This is a genomic window from Cytobacillus sp. Bac17 (genome assembly GCF_024519925.1).
Taxonomy (GTDB): domain Bacteria; phylum Bacillota; class Bacilli; order Bacillales; family Cytobacillaceae; genus Cytobacillus; species Cytobacillus pseudoceanisediminis.
This window is the reverse complement of the sequence record NZ_JALJRC010000021.1, coordinates 36,242-53,293: the sequence shown is the minus strand read 5'-3', so window position 1 is coordinate 53,293 and position 17,052 is coordinate 36,242. Positions and strand designations below refer to the sequence as shown.

Genomic DNA, 17,052 nt, shown 5'->3' with positions numbered 1-17,052 from the left:
AATATTCCTTGATTTGAAAAAAGTTATAATATATAATCGAATCAATTAAGATACTAAATATCCAAATATTTTATTGCGAAATTCCTACATATAGGGGTGAGCTCATGTCATCTGATGAAAGAGATGTATTATATAAATCGATTAGCCAAAAACTTACTATGCCTTTCCCAATGGGTTCGGTAGAAAATACGGATACTCCTGGAAGAGCTTCTATACCTGTTCAAGCATATATTCAGAGATTAGAAGAAGCAGCGGGGCCCTATTGGTCTTGGAGGTTATCTGGAGAACCAGTCATTTATCATCAAGATGAACAAATACTTGTAAAGGGTATTCTAAAAATACTTGATGTAGAGAGAGAGGGTGTTGGTTTTTCTAACTTTAAGACTTACCAAGATACGGGGAAGATCCAAAATCTTAAGAGTGCCATATTATCGGCTGAAAGCGATGCGCTTCGAAAAGCGTGTGATAAATATATGATGGGTTGGAAGGATTTAGCTCCATACAGAAAGTGGGCGAATAACCCGGCTGTAGGATTAACTGTTGATAAGGGAAATACTGCAGCTGTAGTAGCGGAATCATCCAAGAAGTGTGTTAAATGTGGAAACCTTCTAACTTTAGAGGAACTAAAATTCCTGGAAGAAAACAATATTAGAATAAAATACTGTCGAAAAGATATACCGGCTCAATTATTGAAGAAGAGAGGGGAATAGAATTGAAAAAAATTTATGCTACCTGCAATCTATGCCAACATTTTGATCCAAATAGAAGTACATGTAAATTAAATGGAGAAAGGGTCAATTCGATGGAATATGATATAGCAGCAGATTGTCAAAAAAGCGGCCGCTTTACCAGAGATCTAAATGTTATTCCGGATAGCTATCATATATACCCATTGGGAGAAAATATCCCAAGAGGCTGGCAGCCAGATTTTAGCCGGCTACCTAAGGATAAAAACGGGGACCCGCTTTTCGTAATGACAAAGAGAGGATACGAGAGGGCAGTGCCTGCCGATCCAAACGTTAACCTGGTCAGCGATATGCTGGTGGGCGTTTCTCCAAAAATACTTACTTATCAGGGGCAGCGTGAAATGATCTTTGATCTGGGTACTGAAATTGCGTTGGAAGAAGCAAAAAAGGTGGGCGTGAAATTATCCATTTTACCTGAAGAAGAGAATTGGCCAGGGGTTCCTAAACTTAAGCAGGCTTATCTTCAGAAGCAAGGAAGATATCGAAACCCTCAGAATCAATGGCTTAGCGATGAGCCAATTGAAAGCTGGACCTGAGATGAATGAAGAAGTAAATAATATCAGGTCTAATCTCATTTATTTATTTTATAAACTATTTATCATCCATAAGAATAATGTTTCTGTAGCTAAAAAATATAAGTTTGAAAAAAACATACTTACCTGGGACGGTGAGAATACATTAGAGTTCCATGGGAATTCTCATCGCATTCTTGTTCAGGACAATAAGGTGATGTTGGATGATGAAATCCAACACTATTACCAAATCCCTTATGATTGGCTGCGGACATTGAAAATCAATGTAACTAATGACTCATATGATAAAGGAATTAACATGTAGAAGGTTAAGCAGCCAAAACTAGATACTTAAGGTATAGGGCGTGATAGAGTTTGCATAAAAAAGGAGTTCTTCTTCCTCTTAAGATTCCTAAAAACTTTTACCAAGAATTAAATAAGATTAAGGGGAATGTAACCTTATCCAAAGGTCTATTAATAGGATTTTCCCTTTATAAATGTGCTCCATTTGAAATAAGCGTCGATCGAATAATTGATAAAAGCGCAATTGAATATAAGCGGCTATATCCGATGCATAATACTTCTCTTAGCATTCCCATAACAGAATATAGTGAAATTGAAGATATTGTTAATAAGGAGAAGGATGTTAATTACAAACTTCTCACTTTTCTATACCTGTTTTGTCAGCACAATCAGCCAGGCTATTATCATCCATTTTTTGATCAGCAACTGTTTGAAGAGAAGTTTAAGTTTTGTGAACGAGATTATTTTGCTGCCTATCAATATTGTAAAGAGCAGGCTGGAAAGGATTCATTTAGCCAAAGAGAATATCAGCAATATCGATTAAGTCAACAGCCATCTCTATATAAAGTTCAGAAGAAATATGGAAGTTTTAAAGAATTTATTAAAAAAATGGAAATGTTTATTGAGGGATAATAAACAACATGATAATATTAGTGTATAAGAAACCTTCATATAATACCTATTGAGCTGGAAGAACCGCCAATACCCCGTCTAGGGGTTTGGCGTTTTTTATTATCTGGATATCCGATGTTGTTTTCATATATATAAATTTAAAAGGGGAGAAGTGCAAATGAATGAAAAGGTAAAACGATTTTTATTAGCGAGTCCATCCAATTTTAAGATTGTTGGATTTATGGTTGGAATCCCAGAAGTAAATGTCCTTACAGGAGAACAGGGATTAGCAATAAATTGCCGAATTGCAAATTATGATGACCCGGTAAATATTACACCATTTCTCGAACAGGTTGAAGTAGTGAGATAAGAAGGGAGAATCCTAAAATGTATATGTATTTTCGTTCAGTTTGGATTAGCTTCATCATGCTTTTTTTGCTTTTTATGTTTGATGGATTAATCGAGAGCAATATTATTGCTTATGGGTTAGGTTGTATGATCATGGGTACATATATCTTTCACATATTTAGCACAAAAAGACAGTATAGGTATGCTAACTTCAAGGGCTATTCAGACTTTTCCGAGTTGCCTAAAATGGCTAGAATTGAAAATACATTGTATGCTGCATTAGAGACTCTGATTGTTGTGGCTTTATTAACCATCAACACTAAAAATGAATTTTTATCTATTTCCCTATTCTTTATTGGTGGATCTTATTTGGTATTTACTCACTTAAGAAGAAATAAAGAAGAATACGATTTTTATAGTGTAGGTGTGGTTAATTAGATTTATGATTCAAATAGAAGGTGGTATGATGGAATATCATACCATCTTTTTTAGTTTATATTATTTGAAGAGAGTTCTCTTCCAAGTCAGGAGCGCCAGCAGAATGAATAAGATACATTTTCAAAATCAACAGCAAGTTATTATGGATTCCTTAAAGCATGCTCAAAAGGAAGTTCTAATAGCTGTTGCCTGGTTAAATTTTGAATTATATAGTGATATTTTTATTAGCCTTGCTGCCAGAAATGTTAAGGTCAAAATTGTTGTGAACGATGATAAAAAGAATAGCCAACATGAAGCCTGGATCAAACAGTTAAAAAATGTAGGCATCAAGATAAAGCTATTACGTATGTGGTCCCATTGGAATTATATGCATCACAAATTCTGTATTATTGATAATAAGAAGCTGCTTATTGGTTCATTCAATTGGAGCAAAAATGCAAATAATAACTTCGAAAATTTAATGGAACTTTATGATGAGTCAATTATTAACCCTACTCGTGATGAATTTTCTTATTTATGGGGTTTGAATAAAAAAACTATTGAATTACAAAAACAATTGAAATGTTCGGCATGCAGAGAGAGAACCTTTAAAATTTTAATCGTTCATCTTAAGGCAGAAGATGATCATGAATACACTGAATGTAAAATTGTAAGTGTTTGTGGCTGTGAAGATAAATACGAAGATCTAGACAGGGAATATATAAATCCTTCCTTTTATCATTCCATCGTAAGCATTGCTGATTATTATAATGAGCAAACGGAGCATCTTAGTGACTTTCCGGAACAATTAGCAATCCTTGAGGAAGAATATGACTATGATATAAAGAAATTTCTCCAACAGCTGCAAAGTCAATTTAGTATTCATGCAGTTGCTCTATTAGAATACAATAGTATCTCCATGGATGGAGAAGGAGAATGGAGCACTGAGGTAATCTGGAAGGACCGTTTTGCTTTTGGTATTAAAAAATCATTTGAAGGTTCTTTTGATCTAATCTAAATAAAGAGTAAGAGGACTCTCCTGTTTTTGGGAGAGTCCTTTGTTTGAAGTAAGTCATGGTGTTTTACGATCAATCATTTCCAAAAAATTTTAATTATATTCGTCCTTAATGAATTCCAATTATAAAGCAGTTTTAAATAGTGTAACTTTGATTAGTACAACCTAGAGTAAACTTCTTATCTGAGTAATTGTATTTAGCCTCATGAGGTTTTAAGTAATTAAAAGGGTCAATGTGTGAATGGACAACATAAATATTTTAAATATTTCGGTAAATAGTCATATAGAATCTGGTTATTTTTGTATAAATCTAGGATTATATAGAAGAAGTTATAATATTTGTAAATTATTAATTTTATGAAAGGGGGATGTTAAGAAAAAAAGGGATGTTAAATGTCATAAAATAAGGTAGATCAAACTCACTTCTTTTTAGAATTTAATCTAAAATTTAATAGGGATAATTGAAGATCAGTAAAAGTGCCAAGTCATTAATGTAACAGGTTTGTTAATGTAAAGGTACTAGAACTAATCCATTGAATTTTATACTTCATCTAATGTGAAGAAAGCTAATTAAGCTGGTTAAAACATAAAATGATGGTTTAATCAGTGATAGCATCAAACACTGTCGCATTCGTATAATTATTGAATTTTTTGGTTTGAGTTTGATAATAAAGAGGAGGTATTTTTTTATGGTAAAAATAAGTTTCGTATTAATTATTTCAATTATTATAAGCATTACCACCGTGGGTTGTAGTAATGTCGCAAACAAAAATGATGAAATTAAATCAGAAACAGAACACCAGGTAAATAAATGGAAAGAGAGCCCTCTATTTGAATATGGAGGTTACACTATGATTGGAGAAGAAGGACGTTTAGGTTTTATCTACGATGACAGCGAGAATCTTAGGTTTTATCCAAATAAAACACAAAAGTATATGTGGCATTTTTGGGGAGATGACGCAGAGTTTAATGGAAACCTAAAAGTAATTGCTACTTATGAGAAAGAAGAAGAGAAAATAACTGTGGTAGAAGGCGGACTAGGTGGTGCTCATAACGGAGCAGACCGACATGCCCCATCTAATATGTCATTACCAAAGAGTGGAATGTGGAAATTAGATGCTTATATTGGAGATAAACTTTTCGGAACAGTATTCGTTAAAGTTCATAAAGAATAAAACGGCTCCCAAGGTGGGTTATTCTTTATCATTTCTTCAACACTGTTTATTGAAATGTTATTTTGGTAGCTCTAATTTTCATTTTTTTTTAAAAAATATCGTGGTGCTTGGGAAAGATATTAAGAGTCCAATGGAAATCGGTTTTTTTCTTGGGTATTTATTCCTGCATATATTTGTAAATCTTACTTTCTTGCTGTTTCTTTATTTTAGTCAATTATACGTACTATCAGAAATACTTCCTTTCACATTTTAATAAGTGAAGACTAAGTAAAACCAAATATTACTTTAATATACTTTTAAGACCATTGATTCCAAGAAAATTACTTGAAGCAATGGTCTTAATCATTTATTTATATATTCGTATATTATTATAAGTTGCCGATGCATATTATGCATGTTAAATATATCTATTTTAGAATTTATCTTGTTTCAATAGAAAGAATTTGTTTATAAACAAAGAAACAAAATAATCTAAATATTCATTTAAATAGTCATTTAGTATCAGGTAATTTTTGTATAAATATGGGATTATATATAAGAAATGATAATATATGTAAAATTTTAATTTGAAGAAGGGGTGAATAAATGTCAATTAACCAAAATAAAGTTGATCAAACTCGGCCCTTTCTAGACCATTTAATAGAATTCAGAACAAGAATATTATTTACTGTAATTTCATTTTTTCTTATTTTTCTGATTTCTTATTTTACTGCCCCTTATTTTATAGATTTAATAAAACAATCTGCAAAAACCTATAACATTAACCTAAATATTTTTAAAGTTACTGAATCAGTGAGTATTTATATGAAAGTTATGTTCTTCCAGTCTTTATGCGTCACTATTCCGATTTTAGTCTTTCAAATATATCTTTTTATAAAGCCAGCATTGAAGAACAGTACAAATAAAATTGCTATTTATACACTTCCCGTAGTCTCTTTGCTATTTATGGTAGGAGCTCTTATCGGGCTAAAAATTTTTGTTCCTTTATTATTATCATTTTTTCTGAATGTTTCTGAAAATCTTTCAGTAGAAACAGTTTATAGTTTTACTGACTTTTTTACTTTTGTTTTTACTGTCTGTCTAATCTTTGGATTTATTTTAGAATTACCAGCTATTTTAAGTTTTTTAACGTTACTCAATGTTATAACACCGAAAAAGTTGAAACAATATAGAAAATTTGCCTATCCTCTATTATGTTTTTTTTCTGTTATTGTAACCCCGCCTGATGTTGTAACTGATCTCATTGTTATGATGATTTTGTTTATGATATATGAGATTAGCATATACATTTGCGATATTTTTTCAAGAATAAGAACTAGAAATATGGAGAAATTGATACCTAATGAAAAGGAGGTGACATAATGCTAGGTCAAATAGGTGTTCCAGGCATCATTATTTTACTTGTGGTTTGTTTAATTGCTTTTGGAACAAAAAACTTGCCTTCTGTTGGTCGAACCCTCGGAGAGTCACTTAAAGAGTTTAAAGGAGCAATTAGCGGAGATGAAAAATATCATGATAATAAAGGAAAAAAAGAATCAATAATTGATGAACATATACTTAATAACGAAGAAAGGAAAGGTTAGATGGAGGCAATATACAATATTGGAATTTACTTTCTGTTAATGTTTTTCATGATATCCTCTATTTCTAAAATAATAAATTTATCCCATTTTACAAATATTGTAATGGAATACGATGTGTTACCTGAAAAATCTGTTAAATTATTTGGGACTCTATTACCGTTTATAGAGTTACTAGCGTCAATTAGTCTCTTGTTAGACAGCACAAAGATATATGGATTGATGGCATTAATATTCTTATTGTTTTGTTTTAGTATTTCTGTAATAAGAGTAATTAAAAGTGGCAAAAAAATTACATGCGGTTGTTATGGTAAATTTATGGATTCAAAAGTTGATAATTTAACCCTTCTCAAAATAACCATGTTAATGCTGCTTTCTATTGTTTTACTCATGAAATCAAGCTCTTTTCTCCTTGAATTTTCAGTGTTTTATCTATTTATGGGTCTTTTGGTCACCATTGGAGTTCTTTTAATACAAAAACTACTTTCATTTCATCAAGAAACTATTAGTAAATTAAATGTAAATGGAGTTGATTAAGATGGATCAATTTATTTTTTATTCAGTTATATTGCAATGGATTGTTCTGATAGTTGTTATTTTAGCAATGTTTTTGGTGTTCAGGCAGTTTGGTGAGGTTTATTTGAAAGAGAGTAAAGCAATTCAAAGAGACGGTTTGGCTATTGGTGAAACAATCCCGAAATTCAAGGCTGCTTCAGTAAATAGCAACAAAACTTATAATCATGAAAGCATTTTGTCCAAACCTACCCTAATAACATTTATTTCTCCAAACTGTAAGGCCTGTAAGGATATGCTACCTGAATGGAATGATGCTACTACCACTTTAGGAAATAAAATCAACTTTATTTTAATTTCAACAGGAAGAAAAGAAGAAAATGAAAGAATGCTAGAAAACAATGTTATCAAGAGTGAGGTCCTTATTGATGAAGAAATGCAAATATTCCGTGATTTCAAAGCTAGAGTTACACCATTTGCATTTATGATAAACCAAAAAGGGGAGGTGACTGAAAAGGGATTAAATAATGGTAAAGAACACATCCATGGTTTAATTTCGTCTATTGAAGATTACGTTGAATTAAAAGGAAATGACTCTAATATTAGAAAGGGAGTAGTAACAAATGTTTAAGTTAATCGAAGCAATTGATCGGTTTTCAAGATTAATATCAGAGAATATTGCTAGAGAGGTAAATAGAAAAACATTTTTGAAAACTATTTTAACTAGTGCATTTGCGGGAATAGCGGTGTTTTCTGTGAATCTCAATCGTACCTCTGCTGGCGCATTAAGCTGGTGTGAACAATGGAGATCTGATAGTAACTGTACACCACCGTGGGGTAAATTTTGTTCAGGATGTACAACCTCTACAAAATGTCCATCAGGTTATAAGGTATCAAAAGCATGGGGATATTCTTCAACTGGTTGTTGGTGTCTTCCTGGAGGGCCAGGATATGATTGGACTTGTTGCGACTGTACGAAAGGGGCTGACGTTACAAAAACTTACTCAAGTGATTGCGGATGCAAGGGATCATTTAAATCTAACGCTTTAACATGATTTTAGGATTATATTTATTGCTATCTAGAATTCTATAAAATTATGAATGAAGGAGGGCTGATAATGAGCTGGATAAGTAATGGAAACCTTGAAATAGCTTTAATTTTTATATTGGCTATTATCGCGGGTAGTTCGAAATTCTGTACTTACTGAGGGGTAAATGTAACCTTAGAGTTACTGTCTCTCGGTGAGAGGCGTAAATGGTCAACTTTTTTTAAAAGTGTTAGTACTTATACACTATCCGCTGTAATAGCTGGAGGAACATTTGGGTTTGTAAGTACACTTTTTATATTCTTACTAACCTTCTGGGTTCCAAACCAAATTAAAGAACTGGTTATTTTGGTAATCTTTTCGTTGCTCTTATTGCATGAGCTTAAGATAATAAAATTGAAACTTCCCCAGAATCAATGGCAAATACCTTCTAGTTGGTTAATATACAAATCACAAAAAAACATGATAATATGGGGAGTTATTCTAGGTGCTGGAATATTCACATATATACCAAATGTTTCATTCTACTTATTATATATTTATTTAGGATTTTTCTATTTACCCAATGAAGCAATTTTATTTGGAATGGTATATGGATTTAGTAGAGTGTTACCATCTATTATATATGTCCTTTGGAAAACTAATTTGAGGAATGACTTGAGTGATTTCCATATTATCTGGCGACTAAAAAAAGTCAGTAAATTTTGCAATATTGCAGTATGTATTTTATTTGTATCATTTATTATAATGTGAAATTATTAAGGATTTAAAATTCACACATAGATTCATATTTTCCGTCACAGTATCCCTTCTTTTGGGCAATCCATCTTGCTGCTAAAGGAAGCTTTCTTCTAATCGCCTAACAGATAGAAGATGACGCCGAAGTTCAAGTGGAAGAAAATACATCGATAAAACGGAGCCCTTAAGGGGCTCTGTTTTGTGCTCACAGTCAGATTGTGAGGATTCTAAATATTGCTGGTTCGACATAGATGTCATAAATGGTGTTATATATACCCAAAATCATTATATATAACGAACTTCTAGTATTCAATATCGATAATATCACTGCATTGAATCGTGTGATTTTGATTAGAGCAGCATACTATCTTCAGTGTGAATTTCTTCTCATCGAAGTAATGTATAAAGCCTTTTAAATACTCCGAATTAGTACCAGAATAATAAGTGATAGTCACTTTTTTATGAAACTCCATACTCTCGCATATTACTTGATTGAAATATTCCAGCTGTTGTTCATCTAATGTAGGTTTTGGGATGATTTCTTGTTCTTTATGCTGCTGCCTAAGATTATGAATAAATTCAGGTTGAAATCCCACCATTCGAAACTTCATAATGCCCCGATCGCGTATGGCCATCTTTACATCCCTCCTCAAGAGAACGTTCGTTCCTATAATAACCTCAATATTAGTAATTAAACAAGTTAATTTTTTTTCCTGGAAACGATAAAATAAATAATAGATGAGGAATTTTTTTCTATTTATGATAAAAAGAGAGGGATATTATGAAGGCTCCTATTCCAGAGAGAGAAGAGAAACTAATTGTAGATTATATTTATTTAGACTTTCTAATAAGAGCCTTGGAGGAAGATCGTCTGTCTGTTAGAAGCATCCCATTTAAGATTCCAGAAGTATATGAGTCCTTGATAGATGAGCAACTAAAGAGGCTGAGAGTGGATATAGTTAGTGCTAGGAAGCAATTGAGGGAATTGAAAATTAAGGTGGTTGGTCCTAAGAAGGTAAATGAAGATTTCGTGCAGTACGATTATTTCGCACATGGGTACGAAGGCAATCTGAGATTCTGGTCGGCTGCAATGGATTATAAAGGCACCAAAATCTTAAGGAAGTATTTTATGCCAAATTCGGAATGAGGGAGGGGAAGACCTTGTTGTAAACGCTAGAATAAAGTTGACAGTTTTTGCTCGATAAGATTTTACACTTTTGCTCAATCAACCTACTACTTTAGTAAAATAGATCGTGACGTTATTTTACTGGAGGTTAGGATTTTGGAGGAGAAGTTAGTGTTATATATAAAGGTTCAGGAATTAATTAAGAGGAAGTTTAAAGTAGCACAAATCGCTAAGGAGCTTAAGGTCTCAAGACCGACTTTCTATAAGTATTTAGACATGACATTTGATGAAGCAAGAGCCTATACTGATCAGCCTTTGGGAAAGAAGAAAAAACTAGATCACTATAAAGACTGGATACTTGCCTGGCTTGAAGAATATCCTCACTTGAGTAGTGCTCAGATCCATGATTGGCTGTTGGAGAGATATCCCCACCTAGTGGTCGGTGGAAGTACGGTAAGAACTTATGTGAGGGATATTCGAGAAGTCTATCAAATTGAGAAAAAAGTGGTTGTCCGTCAATACGAAGCAGTTCCTGAACAACCGATGGGTAAACAACTCCAGGTAGACTGGGGTGAAACAAGACAGAAAACAATAGACAATAAAGAAATCAAACTGTACTTTATTGCCTTTGTACTCGCTCACTCCAGACATAAATATATGGAATGGCAGACACGTCCTTTTACCACAAGAGATGCGATTCGTTGTCACGAAAATGCATTTAAGTTCTACGGGGGACGAGCAGAAGAAATCGTTTATGATCAGGATCACTTAATTGCAGTGAGTGAAAATGCAGGACAGCTGCTTTTAACAGCCGAATTTCAAAGCTATGTAAATGAGCGTAAATTTAAAGTTCATTTGTGCAGAAAGGCTGATCCGGAGTCTAAAGGCATGATTGAAAATGTAGTGAAATACATAAAAGGCAATTTCGCTGACAGTCGTGTGTTTAGCGATATAGAAGATTGGAATAAACGAGCGAGGCAATGGCTCGAGCGTACTGGAAACCATCAGGTTCACCAGACAACGAAAAAAAGACCGGCAGAAGTGTTTCTCCTCGAAAAGCAACACTTACAGCCAGTCTCTTCGTTACTTTCATATGAAAGCACCATTAACCAAAGTATAACAAGAAGTGTGAGTAAGGACAACACGATCCGGTATAAGTCAAACCGTTATTCCGTCCCACTTGGGACTTATCAAACAATGAGTGAGAACCTTGTATGGATTGAAGTGGAAGACGAAGATCGAAAGACGCTCGTCATTCGCAGAGAAGCAAAAGGTGAAGTCATTGCCGAGCATATTATCAGCTCGGAAAAAGGAAAGCTCATTCAAAACCGTCATCATACCCGTGATCGCTCTAAAGGTCTTAAGGAATTCAAACAACGCCTCATCTCTTACTTTGAAGATCAAGTTCAGGCAACTGCTTATTTAGATGAGATTAGCCAAAGATACCCGAGGTATCGTCGAGACCAGTTTACGATTATCTATAAGGTCATTCAGCAGTACCCCGCGTTAATTGATACTATTTTGATCAAGTGCATGACAGAGAAACTATACAGTGCGAATGATTTTCGTGACGTCGCTCATCATCTTGATACATTGCGAGATGAACCGGTGGAAGAGGTACAATCCTTTTATACAAGCACACCAACACATTCTCATATCAAAGCTTCTACACGTTCTCTAAATGCATATACCAGTATTTTAGGAGGTAGAGCATGATGAACAAGACTGTGCATGAATTACAAGATCAATTTCGTCAGCTACGCTTAGCAGAGACTGCGGAGGAGCTGCCGCAGCTTCTTCGCGAAGCTGAAAAATCATCATGGACCTACTTAGAATTTTTAGAATCTATCACTCGATATGAATTAGCCAAACGTGAAGCCAAAAGCCTCGAGAAAAGAATGAAATGGGCACGCTTCCCTTTCGTGAAGTCGTTAGATGAGTTTGAGCTGAAAGGCCAAAACGTTCTGACAGCTCGTCAGCTCTCCCAGCTCCGAGAATTAAGCTGGCTAGAACAACAATACAATTTAATTCTTCTAGGGCCGCCTGGCATTGGAAAAACGTATATCGCAATTGGGCTTGGACTCGAGGCTGCTTACAGAGGGTTCAATGTTTATTTCGCTACAATGGGTGAACTTGTGCAGCTTCTAAAATCAGAAGAATACTTGAACAAATCTAAAGTTCAGCTCAAAAGAATTAGAAATGCCGACCTTGTGATTATTGATGATTTAATGTATATGGCCATGGATCAAAGAGAGGCAACCTTGCTTTTTCATTTAATTAATCATTTATACGAACGGAGTTCGATCATCCTGACTTCAAATAAAAGCCCAGATGAATGGGGTAATCTAATTGGAGATCAAGGGATCACGACAGCTATTTTAGATCGCTTACTTCATCGTGTGGAAGTCATCCATGGTGGTGAAAATGAGGAAAGTCATCGCATGAAAAACCGGAAAAGCATTTTTTCAGCAGAAGTGTAAAAAGGAAACGAGCAAAAAGTGTAAAATTCGACTTGACGTCTACACTTGTTTATCGTTGAGGATAAATTGAGAGCTCGAATTAATTCTTTGGATGTGGAGAATCAATATAAAATAAAAGAGATGTGTAATAAAGAGGAGTTGCTATGTCCGGAGTGCCGGGGAGCGGTAGAATTCCGTGCTGGGAAAATCCAGCGATCATACTTTGCTCATAAGAGTAGAGAGTGCAGCTATCCATATGGTGAGCCGGAGTCAGAGCAACATATGAACGGTAAATCACAGTTGGCCTACTGGTTGAAGAAGTTATATCCTTCTTCACAAGTGGAGTTAGAATATAAGATTGCTGAGACTAATCAACGTTCAGATGTACTTGTTTTACATCCTTCAGGTGAAAGGTGGGCCTTCGAGTATCAATGTAGTCCTATCCCGGGTGAAGTTTGGGAAGAGCGGCATCGGCTATACAATACTGCAGGAATAAAAGATTTTTGGATATTGGGAAGTCATTTTAATGATTGGAAGGATTCTGACCGTCCAAATATTTATTTGAGAAGAGATTTGGAGCGGGCTATCTTTAATAATTATGGCTATGTTTACTATTTTGGACCCAATTCATTGAAGGACCAAGAGAATAATTATTGCTTTAATATTCTACGAGGGGGCAAGCTCGCAACCAAAACCATTTTAGAGGGGGCTGCTGAGTTTACAAAGCTAAATCTAAATTCCACTTCTATTGTGGAAGATGAACTATGGAATGAGGAGATCTTGAAGTATTTCGCAAACCGCTCTACAATTCTTCAACTAAATGAAAAGCCGGTATTATACTCTATGGCTTATGAATATCTTTTGCGTTTAGAGAAGGAAAAGGAAGAGAGAGACGAGGATGAGAGAAGAAAAAAAGAAGAAAAAAACAGGCCTGTTTATAACGAATTTTATAAGAGTTTAGTACAACAACGCAAGAAACAATATGACATGCTTACATACCAAGAACGAAAGCTATTTCATCACTTATGTAACAAACATGGCTTTTCTCTTGAAACCCTCCCGGGGGTGTTTTTCCCAGAAATAGAAAATGCCCATTTAATAAAGACACCTCCGTTTGTATGGCAGTTATGGATATATGATCAATTTATTTTTAAGCAGAAGCGGATACAAAATAAAAAGGATATTGCTTCTGTATGGGTGCCCGCCGTTAATGAAAAATTTAAATGGATGAGGAGACAAGGCTATTTTCGAATTGAAAAGGTGAAGGATGAATACGGAGGATATTATATATTCGCTCCAGGAGATTTTATTGACTATTTAAGTAGAATAGGAGTAACAAAGAGGCGTAGTATCAAAAACTCAAAATTTCATGAAATCATTAGTGATTACATACATCCCTCGAGCAGTCTCCAAGAGAGTATTTTTGTAGAATGGAATTCCTTTAAGTATGCTCCTAATTTGTACTTGCCAGCAGAAATTCCAAGGAAGGTAACGAGCTCTTGGAACGATTATTGGAAAAGACAAAATTAAACTGTGGAGGTACTATGTCTAGATATCAAAATATCTTTCAATATTATCGAGGCCAATCCAAAGGGTCAACGCCAGAAATCAAGCAGCTGCAGATAGAGAATAATTTAACAAAGGCATTTCTTAATGTTCTGCAGCATTCCTCAGCGGAAATGACATCAAAGTTCCTCAAATTTGCAGGGTTAAGTCCCAAAGTTACACAGTCATTCGAATATCGATATCAAGTATCTAATGTATTGAGTCATGTATCAAGTATAGGCGCTGTTATTGGTATAGCAGAGAGTGATGAAGTACGTAATAGAAAAGAAAAGACGTTTACGATTCCGGATGGAGCCATTTTATCGGAAGAGGTATCTGTTCTATTTGAGTGTAAGATAGGTTATAACTCATACCTAACTCACCAACAGTTAGAGGGGCATAAAAATAGCTTTGCGCCGGGCCAGCAAATCAAAGAGAAGCCGATTATTTTAACCTGGATGGATATTAGGAACTTCTTTCAAGGTGAGCTTAGCTGGAACGAGGAAAGGGGAGAACAGATAACTTGTTTTTTAATAAAGCAGTTTGAGGAATTCTGCCTGTTGAATAGTATAGGGGACCGTCAAAAGTCAAAGGAGTACTTTTTTCTTCATTTTGAAAAGGAAGCAGCTCAGAAGTTGGCAAGAGAGGTTGACCGATACATTTGTAGTGAGTTTGCTCCTTACATAGAAGATGCCGGAACAAAAGATGGCATTGGTTATAGAAAAAAGGGGAGGACAAAATTTGCTACTTTAACCACAGCCCGGCATAGATGTTTAATCCTCCATATAGGAAGGAAAGACGAAAAACTTGGATTACAACTTCAGGAAAAAATCGACTCCCTATTAGGTAAGAAATATGATCGGAAACCATATGAAGAAGTTAAATATCCACATGAAGCATATATTAGGTTAGAGTGGGTATCGGATTTACAGTATATAAAAGAATTTATTAGCCAATCCTATAATAGGAACTAATCGACTAACCAATTATGAAATATACCAAATTAGGTATTGTCTGCTTTACTTCAAATTATATTTATGTTTATAATTTAACTATAAAGTTCATATATTAAAAAAAGAGACCCTGGCTGGAACCAGGATCTCAATGTACAGCAAGCTGCCTGAAGTGCAGCGGCCAATCCGGAATAGAAGTAGTCCTACTCTCATTGTGGCGATGCAGGGTAGGCTACTTCTTTTTGTTTGAAGAAATACCTAGAGCGATTACGGCAACAATTAGTGTAGAAAAACTCACCATCAAGTTCATTGCTTCGTACGTAACCATCAGCGGCACCCCCTTTCCTTACATGGATTGGAGGGGACCGCTGCCCACCCTGCGTTTGCTGTACAAAAAAAGTATATCATAGGGGAGGAGAGAGCATCTATATTAGGAAAGTACCCTTAATGATTTTTTGAAGCGGCTAATTTAACCTAGTATAAAAAATCTCCTTTTTCCAAGCTTCCAAAGCCTAGCGAAGGAAAAAGCTTTATTTTACAATCAAACTCCATGTTTGTCCTTATCTTCTTGTTTCTTCTCATAAAAAAGATTTCATCTCTAAATAGTGTTAACTTGATTAAAACTTCTCTCTTTTCATAATAATTCCCTAGGCATTAATATTGCTATTTTTTAGATTCAATTTCCCCAGAAATCAATTTAAATTCAGCTATTCTGACGATTAGATATGATTGTTAAATTTTATGGCAGTTAGCTATTTAAACTTTAATACTAATATGAGTTATTCAATGTAAATATGACAATTAATAATTTTAAAAAAATATTGAATTTAATAAAAGATTCTGATAAATTGTTATTAAACCGATTTCGGAAACCGGTTTCCAAAACCGATTTCCAAAAAAACGGCTCAATTTAAAGCGGGAGAGGTGAATTATGAAGGTTACTATTTCCGATATAGCTAAAAAAGCTGGTGTATCCAAATCGACCGTTTCAAGAATTTTAAACGGAAATTATGGTCAAAACACAAAAGATACGGTTGATAAAGTATTAAAAGTAATAAAAGAACTAGACTATCGTCCAAATGCATTAGCACAGAGCTTAAAATCCATGAAGACAAATGTAATCGGTATCATTTTATCCAATTTAAAGAATCCTTTCTGGGCAAGAGTGCTTGAGGGCGTAGAAGATACTTGTAGGAAAAACGGTTATAACTTAATGATTTGTAATTCAAATGAGGATGAATTACTGGAAGAAGAACATATTAAAGCATTTCTCATGAGGCAAGTCGATGGAATCATTATTAATGCGACTGTTAAAAATGATCATTTATATAAAAGGTTAATTGATCAAAAATTTCCCTTTGTAACTATTAACCGTAAAATTCCTGGACTTGATATTGATCTTGTAACTATGGATAATGTTGCCGGTTCAATGGCGGGTGTTGAACATTTAATTGGCCAAGGAAAAAATTCGATCGCATTGTTCGTGTATCCACAAGAAAATGTGAGCCCAAGACTAGATAGGATAGAGGGTTATATGAAAGCGTTAATAAGTAATGGAATAGAGATTGACCACTCATTAATTCATGTTGTAGAGGAGAAGCAAGGACGGGTGAAAGAGGCTGTTAAAAAACTACTTTCCACCACCAACCGTCCTGACGCAATTTTTTCGACAAATAATATGATGACACTGGAGATATTAGAAGGAATAAAAGAAATGGGCCTAAATGTCCCAAAAGATATTTCATTGGTTGGCTATGATGAAACTGTTTGGTCAATGCATTTAAATCCCCCATTAACTACTGTTTACCAGCCTTCTTATGACATGGGGGAACTTGCAGCAAAGAGAGTAATAGAGCTAATAGAGAAAACTGGTGATTTGCAACCAATAACCCATATATTACAGCCAAATTTAATTATTAGAGAGTCGTGTGGAACAAAAAAGGAGGAGTTTATTAGTGAGTAAT

21 protein-coding genes are annotated in these 17,052 nt (G+C 34.5%); 19 read left to right on the top strand and 2 right to left on the bottom strand.

The window, feature by feature from the left end; all coding sequences use genetic code 11:
• Positions 1 to 104 precede the first annotated feature (104 nt).
• From NR125_RS20755 to NR125_RS20695, 13 genes are all read left to right on the top strand, one after another.
• A complete protein-coding gene (locus NR125_RS20755; RefSeq protein ID WP_071158766.1) occupies positions 105 to 710 on the top strand; it encodes a hypothetical protein in 606 nt (201 codons plus the stop codon).
• A gap of 92 nt (positions 711 to 802) precedes the next feature.
• Positions 803 to 1,282, top strand: a complete 480-nt coding sequence (locus tag NR125_RS20750) for a hypothetical protein (protein ID WP_139266873.1) — start codon at positions 803 to 805, stop codon at positions 1,280 to 1,282.
• Positions 1,257 to 1,583, top strand: a complete 327-nt coding sequence (locus tag NR125_RS20745) for a hypothetical protein (RefSeq protein WP_139266872.1) — start codon at positions 1,257 to 1,259, stop codon at positions 1,581 to 1,583. Before NR125_RS20750 ends, NR125_RS20745 begins: the two co-directional genes overlap by 26 nt.
• A 50-nt stretch (positions 1,584 to 1,633) precedes the next feature.
• Positions 1,634 to 2,194, top strand: a complete 561-nt coding sequence (locus NR125_RS20740; protein ID WP_071158760.1) for a hypothetical protein — start codon at positions 1,634 to 1,636, stop codon at positions 2,192 to 2,194.
• 157 nt (positions 2,195 to 2,351) lie between these two features.
• Complete coding sequence (locus tag NR125_RS20735; protein WP_071158758.1) at positions 2,352 to 2,543, top strand: hypothetical protein; 192 nt, start codon at positions 2,352 to 2,354, stop codon at positions 2,541 to 2,543.
• A gap of 74 nt (positions 2,544 to 2,617) precedes the next feature.
• Positions 2,618 to 2,959 (top strand): hypothetical protein, encoded by a 342-nt coding sequence (locus tag NR125_RS20730; RefSeq protein ID WP_256816060.1) that lies wholly within the window; start codon positions 2,618 to 2,620, stop codon positions 2,957 to 2,959.
• A gap of 103 nt (positions 2,960 to 3,062) precedes the next feature.
• Entirely contained in the window at positions 3,063 to 3,956 is an 894-nt protein-coding gene (locus NR125_RS20725) for a phospholipase D-like domain-containing protein (RefSeq protein WP_256816059.1), read from the top strand.
• Positions 3,957 to 4,642: 686 nt separating this feature from the next.
• Complete coding sequence (locus NR125_RS20720; protein ID WP_256816058.1) at positions 4,643 to 5,128, top strand: DUF4871 domain-containing protein; 486 nt, start codon at positions 4,643 to 4,645, stop codon at positions 5,126 to 5,128.
• A 585-nt stretch (positions 5,129 to 5,713) separates the two neighbouring features.
• Entirely contained in the window at positions 5,714 to 6,490 is a 777-nt protein-coding gene (tatC, locus tag NR125_RS20715; protein WP_071158745.1) for a twin-arginine translocase subunit TatC, read from the top strand.
• Positions 6,490 to 6,711, top strand: a complete 222-nt coding sequence (locus NR125_RS20710) for a twin-arginine translocase TatA/TatE family subunit (RefSeq protein WP_071158743.1) — start codon at positions 6,490 to 6,492, stop codon at positions 6,709 to 6,711. Before tatC ends, NR125_RS20710 begins: the two co-directional genes overlap by 1 nt.
• Positions 6,712 to 7,245, top strand: a complete 534-nt coding sequence (locus NR125_RS20705; protein WP_071158741.1) for a MauE/DoxX family redox-associated membrane protein — start codon at positions 6,712 to 6,714, stop codon at positions 7,243 to 7,245.
• 1 nt (position 7,246) lies between these two features.
• Positions 7,247 to 7,852 carry a TlpA family protein disulfide reductase gene (locus NR125_RS20700; protein WP_071158739.1) on the top strand — a complete coding sequence of 202 codons (606 nt, stop codon included), beginning with the start codon at positions 7,247 to 7,249 and terminating at the stop codon, positions 7,850 to 7,852.
• Positions 7,845 to 8,276 carry a hypothetical protein gene (locus tag NR125_RS20695; RefSeq protein ID WP_139266871.1) on the top strand — a complete coding sequence of 144 codons (432 nt, stop codon included), beginning with the start codon at positions 7,845 to 7,847 and terminating at the stop codon, positions 8,274 to 8,276. The genes NR125_RS20700 and NR125_RS20695 overlap by 8 nt, the downstream gene beginning before the upstream one ends.
• A 1,031-nt stretch (positions 8,277 to 9,307) precedes the next feature.
• On the opposite strand, the gene NR125_RS20690 is transcribed toward NR125_RS20695, so the two are convergent.
• On the bottom strand, positions 9,308 to 9,640 hold the full coding sequence (locus NR125_RS20690; RefSeq protein ID WP_135148234.1) for a YolD-like family protein: 333 nt from the start codon (positions 9,638 to 9,640) through the stop codon (positions 9,308 to 9,310).
• Positions 9,641 to 9,786: 146 nt separating this feature from the next.
• On the opposite strand from NR125_RS20690, the gene NR125_RS20685 reads away from it, so the two are divergent.
• From NR125_RS20685 to NR125_RS20665, 5 genes are all read left to right on the top strand, one after another.
• Positions 9,787 to 10,152, top strand: coding sequence for a YhjD family protein (locus NR125_RS20685; RefSeq protein ID WP_071158731.1), 366 nt, complete (start codon positions 9,787 to 9,789; stop codon positions 10,150 to 10,152).
• Between the two features lie 150 nt (positions 10,153 to 10,302).
• Positions 10,303 to 11,847, top strand: coding sequence for an IS21 family transposase (gene istA, locus NR125_RS20680; protein ID WP_256816086.1), 1,545 nt, complete (start codon positions 10,303 to 10,305; stop codon positions 11,845 to 11,847).
• On the top strand, positions 11,847 to 12,611 hold the full coding sequence (gene istB / locus NR125_RS20675) for an IS21-like element IS643 family helper ATPase IstB (protein ID WP_071158835.1): 765 nt from the start codon (positions 11,847 to 11,849) through the stop codon (positions 12,609 to 12,611). Before istA ends, istB begins: the two co-directional genes overlap by 1 nt.
• Before the next feature lie 45 nt (positions 12,612 to 12,656).
• Positions 12,657 to 14,120, top strand: coding sequence for a competence protein CoiA (locus NR125_RS20670; protein ID WP_071158729.1), 1,464 nt, complete (start codon positions 12,657 to 12,659; stop codon positions 14,118 to 14,120).
• Positions 14,102 to 15,109, top strand: coding sequence for a hypothetical protein (locus NR125_RS20665; RefSeq protein WP_256816057.1), 1,008 nt, complete (start codon positions 14,102 to 14,104; stop codon positions 15,107 to 15,109). Before NR125_RS20670 ends, NR125_RS20665 begins: the two co-directional genes overlap by 19 nt.
• Positions 15,110 to 15,320: 211 nt before the next feature.
• Here the strand turns inward: NR125_RS20665 and NR125_RS20660 are convergent, their stop codons facing one another.
• Positions 15,321 to 15,416: a putative holin-like toxin gene (locus NR125_RS20660; RefSeq protein WP_254786607.1), complete on the bottom strand. Its 96-nt coding sequence runs from the start codon at positions 15,414 to 15,416 to the stop codon at positions 15,321 to 15,323.
• Between the two features lie 603 nt (positions 15,417 to 16,019).
• Between NR125_RS20660 and NR125_RS20655 the strand changes: the two genes are divergently transcribed.
• On the top strand, positions 16,020 to 17,051 hold the full coding sequence (locus NR125_RS20655; protein WP_071158727.1) for a LacI family DNA-binding transcriptional regulator: 1,032 nt from the start codon (positions 16,020 to 16,022) through the stop codon (positions 17,049 to 17,051).
• Position 17,052 lies beyond the last annotated feature (1 nt).

What these genes read in the sequence shown, in the direction of transcription:
- NR125_RS20755 (WP_071158766.1), top strand. Translation starts at nt 105, where the DNA reads ATGTCATCTGATGAAAGAGATGTATTATATAAATCGATTAGCCAAAAA.
- NR125_RS20750 (WP_139266873.1), top strand. Translation starts at nt 803, where the DNA reads ATGGAATATGATATAGCAGCAGATTGTCAAAAAAGCGGCCGCTTTACC.
- NR125_RS20745 (WP_139266872.1), top strand. Translation starts at nt 1,257, where the DNA reads ATGAGCCAATTGAAAGCTGGACCTGAGATGAATGAAGAAGTAAATAAT.
- NR125_RS20735 (WP_071158758.1), top strand. Translation starts at nt 2,352, where the DNA reads ATGAATGAAAAGGTAAAACGATTTTTATTAGCGAGTCCATCCAATTTT.
- NR125_RS20730 (WP_256816060.1), top strand. Translation starts at nt 2,618, where the DNA reads ATGTTTGATGGATTAATCGAGAGCAATATTATTGCTTATGGGTTAGGT.
- NR125_RS20725 (WP_256816059.1), top strand. Translation starts at nt 3,063, where the DNA reads ATGAATAAGATACATTTTCAAAATCAACAGCAAGTTATTATGGATTCC.
- NR125_RS20720 (WP_256816058.1), top strand. Translation starts at nt 4,643, where the DNA reads ATGGTAAAAATAAGTTTCGTATTAATTATTTCAATTATTATAAGCATT.
- tatC (WP_071158745.1), top strand. Translation starts at nt 5,714, where the DNA reads ATGTCAATTAACCAAAATAAAGTTGATCAAACTCGGCCCTTTCTAGAC.
- NR125_RS20710 (WP_071158743.1), top strand. Translation starts at nt 6,490, where the DNA reads ATGCTAGGTCAAATAGGTGTTCCAGGCATCATTATTTTACTTGTGGTT.
- NR125_RS20705 (WP_071158741.1), top strand. Translation starts at nt 6,712, where the DNA reads ATGGAGGCAATATACAATATTGGAATTTACTTTCTGTTAATGTTTTTC.
- NR125_RS20700 (WP_071158739.1), top strand. Translation starts at nt 7,247, where the DNA reads ATGGATCAATTTATTTTTTATTCAGTTATATTGCAATGGATTGTTCTG.
- NR125_RS20695 (WP_139266871.1), top strand. Translation starts at nt 7,845, where the DNA reads ATGTTTAAGTTAATCGAAGCAATTGATCGGTTTTCAAGATTAATATCA.
- NR125_RS20690 (WP_135148234.1), bottom strand. Translation starts at nt 9,640, where the DNA reads ATGGCCATACGCGATCGGGGCATTATGAAGTTTCGAATGGTGGGATTT.
- NR125_RS20685 (WP_071158731.1), top strand. Translation starts at nt 9,787, where the DNA reads ATGAAGGCTCCTATTCCAGAGAGAGAAGAGAAACTAATTGTAGATTAT.
- istB (WP_071158835.1), top strand. Translation starts at nt 11,847, where the DNA reads ATGAACAAGACTGTGCATGAATTACAAGATCAATTTCGTCAGCTACGC.
- NR125_RS20660 (WP_254786607.1), bottom strand. Translation starts at nt 15,416, where the DNA reads ATGGTTACGTACGAAGCAATGAACTTGATGGTGAGTTTTTCTACACTA.
- NR125_RS20655 (WP_071158727.1), top strand. Translation starts at nt 16,020, where the DNA reads ATGAAGGTTACTATTTCCGATATAGCTAAAAAAGCTGGTGTATCCAAA.